The sequence below is a fragment of the Polaromonas sp. genome (genome assembly GCF_039932935.1).
Lineage (GTDB): Bacteria > Pseudomonadota > Gammaproteobacteria > Burkholderiales > Burkholderiaceae_C > Polaromonas.
Genome location: NZ_JBDTPB010000076.1, coordinates 22,344 through 34,193 on the forward strand (window position 1 = coordinate 22,344; position 11,850 = coordinate 34,193).

General features: G+C 61.9%; 12 protein-coding genes and 1 pseudogene. 11 read left to right on the forward strand and 2 right to left on the reverse strand.

All coding sequences use genetic code 11. The features are described 5' to 3' along the window. Positions 1-21 precede the first annotated feature (21 nt). The 9 genes and pseudogenes from ABI546_RS14020 (at position 22) to ABI546_RS14060 (ending at position 7,772) form a co-directional block, all read left to right on the forward strand. Complete coding sequence (locus ABI546_RS14020) at positions 22-720, forward strand: TetR/AcrR family transcriptional regulator (protein ID WP_348047273.1); 699 nt, start codon at positions 22-24, stop codon at positions 718-720. A 150-nt stretch (positions 721-870) separates the two neighbouring features. After that, positions 871-1,401, forward strand: coding sequence for a TRAP transporter small permease (locus ABI546_RS14025; RefSeq protein ID WP_348047275.1), 531 nt, complete (start codon positions 871-873; stop codon positions 1,399-1,401). Continuing rightward, positions 1,398-2,681, forward strand: a complete 1,284-nt coding sequence (locus ABI546_RS14030; protein ID WP_348047277.1) for a TRAP transporter large permease subunit — start codon at positions 1,398-1,400, stop codon at positions 2,679-2,681. Before ABI546_RS14025 ends, ABI546_RS14030 begins: the two co-directional genes overlap by 4 nt. A gap of 99 nt (positions 2,682-2,780) precedes the next feature. After that, positions 2,781-3,788 carry a TRAP transporter substrate-binding protein gene (locus tag ABI546_RS14035; RefSeq protein ID WP_348047279.1) on the forward strand — a complete coding sequence of 336 codons (1,008 nt, stop codon included), beginning with the start codon at positions 2,781-2,783 and terminating at the stop codon, positions 3,786-3,788. 79 nt (positions 3,789-3,867) lie between these two features. Beyond that, entirely contained in the window at positions 3,868-4,920 is a 1,053-nt protein-coding gene (locus tag ABI546_RS14040; protein ID WP_348047281.1) for a Gfo/Idh/MocA family oxidoreductase, read from the forward strand. Positions 4,921-4,970: 50 nt separating this feature from the next. Next, positions 4,971-5,417: a type II 3-dehydroquinate dehydratase gene (gene aroQ / locus ABI546_RS14045; protein WP_348047283.1), complete on the forward strand. Its 447-nt coding sequence runs from the start codon at positions 4,971-4,973 to the stop codon at positions 5,415-5,417. An 11-nt stretch (positions 5,418-5,428) separates the two neighbouring features. After that, on the forward strand, positions 5,429-6,262 hold the full coding sequence (locus ABI546_RS14050) for a shikimate dehydrogenase (protein WP_348047301.1): 834 nt from the start codon (positions 5,429-5,431) through the stop codon (positions 6,260-6,262). Positions 6,263-6,370: 108 nt separating this feature from the next. After that, a pseudogene (locus ABI546_RS14055) lies at positions 6,371-7,304 on the forward strand (LysR family transcriptional regulator). 18 nt (positions 7,305-7,322) lie between these two features. Then, positions 7,323-7,772, forward strand: a complete 450-nt coding sequence (locus tag ABI546_RS14060; protein ID WP_348047285.1) for a DUF2214 family protein — start codon at positions 7,323-7,325, stop codon at positions 7,770-7,772. A 25-nt stretch (positions 7,773-7,797) separates the two neighbouring features. Here ABI546_RS14060 and ABI546_RS14065 read toward each other — a convergent pair whose 3' ends face one another. Further along, positions 7,798-8,439, reverse strand: a complete 642-nt coding sequence (locus ABI546_RS14065; RefSeq protein ID WP_348047287.1) for a LysE family transporter — start codon at positions 8,437-8,439, stop codon at positions 7,798-7,800. Between the two features lie 144 nt (positions 8,440-8,583). Between ABI546_RS14065 and ABI546_RS14070 the strand changes: the two genes are divergently transcribed. Further along, a complete protein-coding gene (locus tag ABI546_RS14070) occupies positions 8,584-9,504 on the forward strand; it encodes an HTH-type transcriptional regulator ArgP (protein WP_348047289.1) in 921 nt (306 codons plus the stop codon). A gap of 144 nt (positions 9,505-9,648) precedes the next feature. Here ABI546_RS14070 and ABI546_RS14075 read toward each other — a convergent pair whose 3' ends face one another. After that, the gene (locus ABI546_RS14075) at positions 9,649-9,945 is read right to left on the reverse strand and encodes a PsiF family protein (RefSeq protein ID WP_348047291.1); all 297 of its coding nucleotides are present in this window, start codon (positions 9,943-9,945) and stop codon (positions 9,649-9,651) included. A gap of 134 nt (positions 9,946-10,079) precedes the next feature. On the opposite strand from ABI546_RS14075, the gene argS reads away from it, so the two are divergent. Further along, positions 10,080-11,765 (forward strand): arginine--tRNA ligase, encoded by a 1,686-nt coding sequence (argS, locus tag ABI546_RS14080; protein ID WP_348047293.1) that lies wholly within the window; start codon positions 10,080-10,082, stop codon positions 11,763-11,765. Positions 11,766-11,850: the final 85 nt, after the last annotated feature.

An 11,850-nucleotide genomic window follows, 5' to 3' on the forward strand; every position in this document is an offset into this window, starting at 1 on the left:
CCTGCCCCCTATACTGCGCGAATGGACGAAACAGTACATTCGCAGGAAGCCCCGGCCAAGGCGCGTGTGCGCAAAAGCAAAACTCCGGTTGTGCAGACAACCACGCGCACCAACGATCCGGCACGCACAATGGCCGGCATTCTCGAAGTGGCAACGGCCGAATTCGCCGAGAAGGGCCTGAGCGGCGCGCGCATCGACGAGATCGCGGCGGCCACCCGGACCAGCAAGCGCATGATCTATTACTACTTCGGCAGCAAGGAGGGGCTGTACCTCGCCGTGCTGGAGGAGTCGTACCGGCGCATGCGCAGCATCGAGGCGGAACTGCACCTGGAAGACCTGCTGCCGGAAGATGCGCTGCGCCGCCTGGTGGGCTTTACCTTCGACCATCACCACAGCAACCCGGGCTATATCCGGCTGGTGATGTCCGAAAACATGGAGCGCGGCACCTACCTGGCGCAAAGCAAAATCATCCAGCAGCTCAATGTGCCGGCCATCGATGCCATCCGCAAGCTTTACGAGCGCGGCGTGGCGGCGGGCATATTTCGCACGGGCCTGGACCCGATCGACATCCATGCGTCGATTTCCGCGCTGACTTTTTTCAACGTGTCGAACCAGCACACCTTCGGGCTGATCTTCAAGAGCGACACACAGTCGGGGCGCGCCATGACGGCGCGGCGCGACAGCATCATCGAAATGATCGTACGCTTCGTGCGCAAATAGTACGGGTCCGCCTGCCGGCTCCCGGCCCGGTTATCGGGTTTTTACCGATTCGTTTAAAACTAACTAGTTCGTACATTATGGGGTGAAGCAATCCTCAACAGGCTCAGCGCTGGACGGCTGCACGCGCAGCCACGCATAAAAGGAGACAACATGGACAAGTGGATAGACCGGTTTTGCCGGGTGCTGGACGGCGTGATTGCGCTGTTCCTGGCACTGATGGTGGTGCTGGTGTTCGGCAACGTGGTGTTGCGCTATGGCTTCAACTCGGGCATCAATCTGTCAGAGGAGCTGTCTCGCTGGCTGTTCGTCTGGCTGACCTTTCTCGGTGCCGTGGTGGCGATCAACGAGCGCGGGCATCTGGGCACCGACATGCTGGTGGGGCGCCTGGGCCCCAGGGGCAAGAAGGTCTGCCTCGGTATCGGCTACCTGCTCATGCTTTTTGCCTGCTGGTTGATGTTCCGCGGTGCGTGGGAGCAGGTCAAGATCAACTGGACCACCACCAGTGCCGTGATGCAAGCGTCCATGAGCTGGTTCTACGGCTCGGGCATGGTGTTCGCCGTGCTTGGCGGCCTGTTGCTGCTGCGAGACCTGGTCCGGCTGCTCAGTGGCAAGACCGGGGACGCAGAGCTGATGATGATCAGGGAGTCTGAAGACCAACCGCATGAAGGAGGTCCGGCATGACCATCGCTGTATTCCTCGGATCGCTGCTGGCCGCCATGGCCCTCGGCATCCCGATCGCTTTCTCCCTGCTGCTGTGCGGCGCGGCATTGATGTGGCACCTCGACATGTTCGATGCGCAAATCCTGGCGCAGAACATCATCAATGGCGCCGACAGTTTTCCGCTGCTGGCGGTGCCCTTTTTCATGCTCGCAGGAGAGGTCATGAACGCAGGCGGCCTTTCGCGCCGCATCGTCAACCTGGCCATGGCCCTGGTCGGCCACATCAAGGGCGGCCTGGGTTACGTCACGATTGTGGCCGCGGTCATCATGGCGGCGCTCTCGGGCTCTGCCGTGGCCGATGCGGCGGCGCTGGCCTCGCTGCTGCTGCCCATGATGGTGGCAGCCGGCCATGACAAGGCGCGCTCTGCCGGGCTGATCGCCTCAGCGGGCATCATCGCGCCGGTCATTCCCCCGTCGATTGCATTTGTCATCTTTGGTGTGGCCGCCAATGTGTCAATTTCCAAACTGTTCCTGGCCGGTATCTTTCCGGGCGTTCTGTTGGGGTTGTCACTGTGGCTGACGTGGTGGTGGCTGGTGCGCAAGGAAGTGGTGAAAGCCCCGCCGCGCAAGAGCCGCGCAGAGGTCCTGGTTGCACTGAGGGAGTCGACCTGGGCGCTGGTGTTGCCGCTGATCGTGGTATTCGGCCTGAAGTTCGGCATCTTCACGCCGACCGAAGCCGCCGTGGTGGCAGCCGTGTATGCGATGCTGGTCTCGGTCCTCGTCTACAAGGAACTCACGCTCAAAACGCTCTACCCGCTGTTCGTCGGGGCGGCGAAGACCAGCGCGATTGTGATGTTCCTGGTGGCGGCGGCCATGGTGTCGGCCTGGCTGATCACGGTGGCGCAAATCCCGGGCCAGGTGGTTGCCCTGCTACAGCCGCTGCTGGACAGCCCGAGGTTGCTGATGCTGGCCATCATGGTGCTGGTGATGGTGGTCGGCACGGCGCTGGACATGACGCCGACTATTTTGCTGCTGACGCCGGTGCTCATGCCCGTCGTCAAGGCTGCGGGCATCGACCCGGTGTACTTTGGTGTCCTGTTCATCATCAACAACGCCATCGGCCTGATCACACCGCCCGTGGGCACCGTGCTGAACACGGTGGCCGGCGTGGGCAAGGTGAGCATGGACGAAGTCACCAAGGGCGTGCTGCCCTTCATGTGGGCCCAGTTCGCCATCATGTTCCTGATGGTGGCTTTTCCACAAATCGTCATCATCCCGGCGCGCTGGTTCTACGGCGGCTGACAACATTCCGCGCTGCCGGGCGTGCTGGGTACGCCACGGCCGGCAGCCACGTCAAAGCGTACCGTGACACCTCATCCCCTCAAAAAACCGGAGACAACCATGAAACGCCTCTTTATCAAATCCGTTCTCGCCACCGTCGCCCTGGCGGCCTTCGGCATGGCCTCAGCCCAGGACATCAAGGAACGCACCGTCAAGTTTGCTACGCAAAACCCGGACGGCCACCCGATTGTGCTGGGCATGAAAAAATTCGCTGAAACCGTGGCAGCGAAATCGGGCGGCAAGATCAAGGTCAATCTCTTCCCCGGTGGCGTGCTGGGCGGTGATGCGCCGAACATCTCCGCGCTGCAAGGCGGCACGCTGGAAATGGTGGTGATGAATTCCGGCATCCTGGCCAGCCAGGCCAAAGAATTTGCCGTCTTCGATTTTCCGTTCATGTTTGCAAGCTCGCAGGAAGCCGATGCCGTGGTGGACGGGCCCTTCGGGAAGATGATGCTCTCCAGGCTCGACGCCAAAAACATCCACGGGCTGGCCTACTGGGAACTCGGCTTTCGCAACATCACCAACAGCAAGCGCCCCATCACCAAGGTGGACGACATTGCCGGCCTGAAGCTGCGCGTGATTCCCAATGCCATCAACATCGACTGGGTAACCGCACTGGGCGCCAACCCGACGCCTATGGCCTTCCCCGAGGTCTATGCCGCGATGGAGCAGAAGGCCATTGACGGCCATGAAAATCCGTTCACGGTCATTAACGCAAACAAATTCTACGAAGTACAAAAGTACCTGGCAGTGACCAACCACCAGTACAACCCGCAAACCGTCATCGTCGGTAAAAAGCTTTGGGACAGCCTGAGCAATGATGAGAAAAAAATCTTCTCGGATGCGGCCGCCGAAGCTGCCGTCTACCAGCGCAAGGCCTCGCGTGAACAGTCCGGTACAGCGCTCGAAAACCTGAAGAAGAACGGCATGCAGGTCAGCGAGTTCAGTCCCGCAGAGATGGCCAAATTCCGCGAGAAGATGAAGCCCGTGATCGAGAAGCACTCAGCCATCGTGGGTGCCGATGTGGTCGGCGCGCTGCAGGCAGAGCTCGCCAAACTGCGTAAATAGGATTTCACGCCCCGGCCGGCCCGGCGCACCGGGCGCCGGGCCGGCTGTTCTTTCATTCCGGTTCCGGGTATCTTCCTTCATGAGCAAAATCCGCATCGCTGTCGCAGGGGCCGGCTACATCGGTCTCGCCCACATGGATGTGGCTCGAGAGAGCCCTACGTGCATCCTTTCGGCCATTGTCGATCCTGCGCCGGCGGCAAAGGCTATCGCCGCCAAGGCGGGTGTTCCGCTGTACCCATCGCTGGATGAACTGCTCAGCAAGGACCGCCCCGACGGCGTGATCCTTGCGACGCCGAACCAGCTGCACGTGCCGCAGGCCCTGCAATGCATCAAGGCCGGCGTGCCCATCCTGCTGGAAAAGCCCATTGCGTCCACGCTGGCCGAAGGTGAACAGTTGGTCAAGGCGGTCGCTGAAGCCGGCGCCAAGGTGCTAATAGGCCACCATCGCGCGCACAGCCCCATCATGGCCAGGGCGAAAGAAATCGTGGATTCGGGCAAGCTCGGCAAGCTGGTTGCCGTGGTGGGCAGTGCCACTTTCTTCAAACCCGACAGCTACTACAACGACGCCCCCTGGCGCCGCGAGATCGGCGGCGGCCCCATCTTGCTCAACATGATCCATGAGGTGCACAACCTGCGCATGCTGTGCGGCGACATCGTGGCGGTGCAGGCCTTTGCCTCCCAAGCCACGCGCGGTTTTGCGGTGGAAGACACCGTGGCCATCAACCTGCGTTTTGCCAGCGGCGCCCTGGGCAGCTTCATGCTGTCGGATACCGCGGCCTGCGCGCGCAGCTGGGAGCAAACCTCCCAGGAAAACAAGGCCTATGCAAGCTATGGCGATGAAGATTGCTACGTGATTTCGGGCACCAACGGCAGCCTGTCGGTTCCGACCATGCGACTGAAAACCTACCCCACACCGGAGGACCGCTCCTGGTGGAAACCATTCGACGAGAGCGTGGCAGATATGGTGCGCGACGATCCGCTCAAGCATCAGCTCGAGCACTTCGGCGCCGTCATCCGGGGCGAGGCGCTACCCCTGGTCAGCGCTCGCGACGGCCTGCTGAATCTGCGTGTCACCGAGGCCATCTCCCAGGCCGCCCAAACCGGCCAGGTGGTCCAGCTGCCCGTGACTTGAGCATTCCAGCCATTGAATCCCAACTACCGTTACACCAGAAAGAAAACACGATGAAAGTGCTCATGCTTCACGGCATCAACCACAACATGTTCGGCAAGCGCGACCCGGCGCAATACGGCACCATCACGCTCGACGAGATCAACGCCAGCCTGCAGGCCCTGGGCCGTGAGCTCGGTATCGACGTGGAGCATTTCCAGACCAACAGCGAGTGCGATATGTGCGAACGGATCCACCAGGCATTTACCGACAAGGTCGACGCCGTGCTGATCAACGCCGGCGCCTGGACCCACTACAGCTACGGTATCCGCGATGCCCTCGCCATCCTGACCTGCCCCGTGATCGAGCTGCACATGTCCAACATCCACGCCCGCGAGCCTTTCCGCCACGTGTCGGTGTTCGCCGAAATCGTCAAGGGGCAGATCTGCGGCTTTGGCGCAGACAGCTATCTTCTGGCCTTGCGCGCAGCAGTCACTGCAGCAAATGCCGCAGGAAGGTAAAGCCAGCCATGCTGATAAACGGCCATACCGAACTCATTGCCCACATCGGCTTTCCCACGCATTCGTTCCGGGCGCCGATGATTTACAACCCCTACTTTGAACAGGCGGGAGTGAACGCGGTGGTCGTGCCCATGGGGTGCAAGGCCGAAGACTATCCGGCCTTTCTGCGGTCGGTGTCCTGCCTGGAAAATTTCTGCGGCGCACTGATCACCATGCCGCACAAGGTCACGACTGTCGATTTGCTAGACGAAGCCACCCCCACGGTGCGCGTCGCCGGCTCCTGCAATGCCGTCAAACGTGATGCGAACGGCAAGCTTGTGGGCGACATGTTCGACGGGGAAGGCTTCGTGCGCGGCGTGCAGCGCAAGGGCTTTGACCCGCGCGGCAAACGCGCCCTGGTGGTTGGCAGCGGCGGCGTGGGCTCGGCCATTGCCGCATCGCTGGCCAGGGCCGGCGCGCGCGCGCTGGGCCTGTGCGACGTCAATGCGGCCTCGGCGCAGGCGCTGGCCGGGCGGTTGCGTCAGCATTACACGGCACTGGAACTCTCCACCGGCTCCAGCGACCCGGCAGGCTACGACCTCGTCGTCAACGCCACGCCCATGGGCATGAATCCGGGCGACCCGCTACCCATGGATGTGTCGCGCATCGCCGCCTCCAGTTTTGTGGGGGAGGTGGTCATGAAGTCGGAAATGACCGCGTTTCTGGCGGCGGCCAAGGCACGCGGCTGTACCGTGCAAGTGGGCTCGGACATGCTGTTCGAGCAGATCCCGGCCTACCTTGAATTCTTTGGCCTGCCGACCACGACGCCCGACACCTTGCGTTCCGTAGCACGCCTGAGCTACTAGAAGAAGAAAGAAAAAAAGAGCCACAAGCTCCCGGATGGCGGAGCGGGCGGGTTGTTGGAATCGGTGCAAAAATCGCCTGATTACCACTGTTCATGGACATAATTCGGCATGGACAAACTCAAGCAACTCGAATCCTTTGTGTCGGTCGCCACGCGTGGCAGCCTGACTGCTGCTGCGAACGCAGAAGGCGTGGCCGCCGGCCATCATGGGGCGGCGGCTTGATGCGCTGGAAAGTCGTCTGGGTGTCAAGCTTCTGGTGCGCACCACGCGGCGCATCACGCTGACGCATGAGGGCAGTGCTTTCCTTGAAGACTGCCAGCGTCTGCTGATCGATGTGGCCAATGCCGAAGCCAGTGTCTCGGCGGGCGGCGTCAAGGCCAGTGGACACCTGCGCATCACGGCACCGGCCGGGTTTGGCCGCCGCCATGTGGCGCCCCTCGTAACCCGCTTTCGCCAGGCGCATGCCGATGTCACGATTTCGCTGAACCTGAGCGACCGGGTGGTGGACGTGGCCGGCGAAGGGTTCGATTGCGCGGTGCGCGTCGGCGACATGCCCGACTCCTCGCTGGTGAGCGTGCGCATGGCCGACAACCGCCGCCTGTGCGTGGCCACGCCAGCCTACCTGGCGCAACACGGCACGCCCAAGCATCCGGGCGAACTGGCCAAATTTGATTGCCTGACGTTGTCCAGCGACGCCTCGCAAACCCGGGGCTGGGCCTTTCGGGTCAAAGACGAGGTAACTCACCTGAAGCCGGGCGGGCCGCTTGACTGTTCCGACGGCCAGGTCTTGCACGACTGGTGTCTGGGGGGATACGGCATTGCCTGGCGCAGCACCTGGGAAGTCGAGGCCGAAATTGCGGCAGGCCAGCTGGTGGCGGTGCTGGAGGATTTTGCCGCGCCGCCCAACGGCATTTACGCTGTGTTTCCGCAGCGCAAACATTTGCCGCTGCGGGTTCGCCTGTGGCTGGATTTTTTGAAGCATCATTACAGCCAACCCGAGTTTTGGCGCTCATCACCCGCCACTACCCTGGCGAAACACTGACTGGAAAGGATCCCGACAATGGTTCTCGAATCTCTTTTGGCCTATGCCCATTTGCTGGCGATTTTGACCATGGTGGTCTTCCTCGGCAGCGAGGCCGCACTGTGCCGTGTGGAGTGGCTGAATGCCGCGGCAGTCGAGCGGCTGGGCAAGATCGACATGGTTTACGGCATCGCGGCCGGCGCGGTGTTTGTGACCGGTCTGGCGCGCGTGTTTCTTGGCACCAAGGGCGCGGCCTGGTACGCCCATAACCCTTTGCTGTACCTCAAGCTGGTGATGTTCCTGGCGATAGGCCTGATTTCCATCAAGCCGACCATGATGTTTTTGCGCTGGCGTCGGGAGTTGCGTGCCAGTGGTGCCTTGCCTGATGCGCTGGAAGTCAAAAAAGCGCGGCGCCTCGTGATGGTGCAGGCGCACATCCTGCCGTTTATTCCGCTGGCCGCTGTTTTTCTGGCGCGCGGTTTTGGCTAGGCGCAGGCCTGCTTTGCCGCTGGCCTTAGCTTGAAAAGAGGCCCCGCACGAGCCAGAAGGCCGTGCCCCACATCATCAGCGCCACCATCAGGTCCATTGCGCGCCATATGGCTGGTGTGTCGAGCCTGCGCCCCACGCACCACAGTGCCACGCCCAGGCCGGTAAACCACAGCAATGAACCCGTGATGGCCCCCAGGCCGAAGACCGCATTGTCCGGCCGGGCGTAGGCTAGTGATGCGGTGCCGATGACCACGGCGGTATCCAGCCAGGCATGCGGATTGAGCCATGACAATGCCAGTGCCAGACCAATGGCCTTGCGACGCGGCATGGTCTGGGTGCCCGCGCCTTCGGCATTCGGAACCGCCGCAACTGCGGGGTGCCAAAACCGCCGCATCGCCTGGCCCCCGTACACCATCAATACCAAAGCCCCCGCGCCGGTCATTGCGCCCAGAAGCTTGTCAGACAGGCCTCCCAATCGCGCCAGGCCTGCAACGCCGGCAGCAATCAGCACCACGTCAGTCGCCACGCAGACGGCGACCGTCAGCCAAAGGTGCTGGCGCAACAGGCCCATCCTTATCACGTGGGCGTTCTGCGGGCCAATGGCCATGATCAGGGACAGGCTTAGCACCATGCCGGTGGCGAAAGCGGGGGGCGTCAGAGAGGTCATCGCGGTGAAGTTGGTCAATGGAGAGAACGTGGAGAGAGCGCAACGCGGCGGTGTGTCGCTTCGCTTTTGTCTCAGTGTGATGGAAAGCCCATAATGGTTAAATCAAATTAATTAAATTTGATATTCATCAATAAATAATTAAACATGCTCGACGCTCGCCAACTCGAAGCCTTGGCTGCCGTGATCGAACATGGCAGCTTTAGCGCAGCCGCCAAAGCCCTGAGCCTCACGCTGGCCGCCGTGTCATTGCGCATCAAGTCACTCGAAAACGCCTTGGGCCAACGGCTCCTGGTGCGCGGCAAACAGGTGCGTGCCACGCAGGCCGGGCAGGCCCTGCTGGGGCATACGCGGCAGGTTCGTCTTATGGAAGCCGACCTGATGGCCGGGCTGCAAGGCGGAACCAAGCCTGCGCGTCTGCAAAGCCTCAGCGTGGCGGTGAACGCCGACTCGCTGAGCACCTGGTTTTTGCCGGGCGTGGCACCGGCGCTGCAGGCCCATGGCTTGCTGCTGGATGTGGTGGTGGACGACCAGGACCACACCCATGAGGCCCTGAAAAGTGGCGACGTGACGGGTTGTGTCACAACCCTGGCGCAGGCCATGCGGGGTTGCGTGGCTGAGCCGCTGGGCGTGATGCGTTATCGCTGCATGGCCGCGCCGGCACTGGTGGTGCAGTGGAGCGAGTCTCCTGTGAGCAAAAGGGCAGGTTCGCAGCGCCTGGCCCATTGTCTGCTGGGCAGCCCGGCTGTCATCTTCAATCGCAAGGACGCGCTGCAGGACACTTTTCTGGCGCAGCATTTCGGCTTGCGCGACGCACTGTATCCGCGTCACTTTGTTCCGGCGGTGGACGCCTTCGAACTGGCGCTGGAACTCGGCATGGGGTGGGGCATGGTGCCCGACCTGTTGCTGGCCGCGCGCACCCGCGAGCTGCCGCTGCAGGAAGTCTTGCCCGGCTGCCCCGTCGACGTGCGCCTGTACTGGCAGCATTGGGCGCGCGAGTCTGTCGCGGCGCAGCGATTGACGCAGGCGGTCAAACTGGCGGCGCACGCGCAGCTCCTGCAGTTGTGATCTCTCCGTTTATCAGCGAAAAGTGCCTCCGGCGCCTGTTGGACGAGCGCAAGCAGCTATGAATTTAATAGCAAATGAGGGGTCGTGGGCGCGAAAAAAAGCCCGCCGTATGGATGGCGGGCCGGTTGGTCAGGAGCGACTGGCTTATTTGCTCAGGCATTCCTTCATGAAGGCTTTGCGTTCGTCGCCTTTTTTGCCCTTGGCATCGACGTTGCAGGTCTTCATCTTGGTTTGCTGCGTCGGGGCTTCCTTCTTGGCGCTCAGGCACTCTTTCATGAAAGCCTTGCGTTCATCGCCTTTTTTGCCTTCAGCGTCCTTGTTGCAGGTACCCATTTTGGTTTGCTGCGCGGTTTTGGCGGGAGCGTCTGCGGCGTGAGCCACCGGCGACAAGGCCATCGAGACGGCAAAAACGGCGGCGATCAGGGATAACAGCTTTTTCATGGGGGCTCCATTGGTTTGGGAAACAGGTTTGAGTTCCGGGTGGAATTCCAACACATAACGCCGCGCCGGGCAAATTCGATGACCGGGCGCTTGCCGGCAGCGGACGGCAAGTGGCTTAACCGTAAAATCAAGCGATGCTCTCGATTAAAAAAGACCTGCTCGCAGCCTTGGCCGCGAGCCTGGAAGAACTTTCCCCGGGCGCGGGCGACAAGGCCGCGTTTGAATCTCCCAAGGTGGCAGCCCACGGCGACTTCGCCTGCACCGCTGCCATGCAGCTGGCCAAACCGCTCAAGCTCAACCCTCGCCAGCTGGCCGAAAACCTGCGCGCCATCCTGCTCAAGGCCCCGGCCTTTGAGCGCTGGGTGGACGCCGTCGAGATTGCCGGGCCGGGCTTTATCAACATCCGCCTGAAACCGGCCGCCAAACAGGAAACCGTGCGCGAGGTTCTTAGCGCGGGCGCGCAGTACGGCACGCAGCCTGCCGATCCTTCGCGCAAGATGATCGTCGAGTTCGTGTCGGCCAACCCGACCGGTCCGCTGCATGTGGGCCACGGGCGGCAAGCGGCGTTGGGCGACGCCATCTGCAACCTGTTCGCCGCACAGGGCGCGCAGGTGTGGCGCGAGTTTTATTACAACGATGCGGGCGTGCAGATTCAGACCCTGGCCACCAGCACGCAGGCGCGCGCCAAGGGCGTCAAGCCCGGTGACGCCGGCTGGCCCGAGTCGGCCTACAACGGCGACTACATTGCCGACATCGCGGCCGACTTCCTGGCCAAAAAGACCGTCAAGTCGGATGACCGCGAATACACCGCCTCGGGCGACGTCGAAGACATCGACTCGATCCGCCAGTTCGCCGTGGCCTATCTGCGCCACGAGCAGGACCTGGACCTGAAAGCCTTCTCCGTCAAGTTCAACAACTACTACCTCGAGTCCAGCCTGTACAGCTCGGGCCGTGTGGATGCCACGGTGGCCAGGCTCAAAGACGCGGGCAAGACCTATGAACAGGACGGCGCGCTGTGGCTCAAGTCGACCGATTACGGCGACGACAAAGACCGCGTGATGAAGAAAAGCGACGGCAGCTACACCTACTTTGTGCCTGATGTGGCCTACCACCTGGCCAAATGGGAGCGCGGCTTCGGCAAGGCCATCAATATTCAGGGCATGGACCACCACGGCACCATCGCCCGCGTGCGCGCCGGTCTGCAGGCGGCCAGCGAAGGCGTCCCCCAGGGCTACCCCGACTACGTGCTGCACACCATGGTGCGTGTCGTGCGCAACGGCGAAGAGGTCAAGATCTCCAAGCGCGCCGGCAGCTACGTCACCTTGCGCGATTTGATCGAGTGGACCAGCGCCGACGCGGTGCGTTTCTTTTTGCTCAGCCGCAAGCCCGACACTGAGTTCCTGTTCGATATTGATCTCGCGCTGGCGCAGAGTAACGAGAATCCTGTGTATTACGTGCAGATGGCGCACGCACGCATTTGCTCCATCCTCAACATCTGGGCCGGCCAGGGCGGAGACGAGACCATCCTCAAGTCGGTCGACCTCTCGGCGCTGGACAGCCCGCAGGCGCAGTCATTGATGCTGCTGCTGGCCAAGTACCCCGACATGCTCACCAACGCGGCTGACGGATTTGCACCACACGACGTGGCTTTTTACCTGCGCGAGCTGGCGGCAAGCTATCACAGCTATTACGATGCCGAGCGCATCCTGGTGGATGACGAGGCCGTCAAAAAGGCGCGCCTGGCGCTGGTCGCCGCGACCGCACAGGTGTTGCACAATGGCCTCGCTGTGCTGGGCGTGAGCGCTCCGCGCAAGATGTAACACCGGTGAAAAGCATGCGATTTTCAGGACAAGGCAATGAACGTGGGCAAGGTATGAACACACAACGAGGCGGAACCCTGCTGGG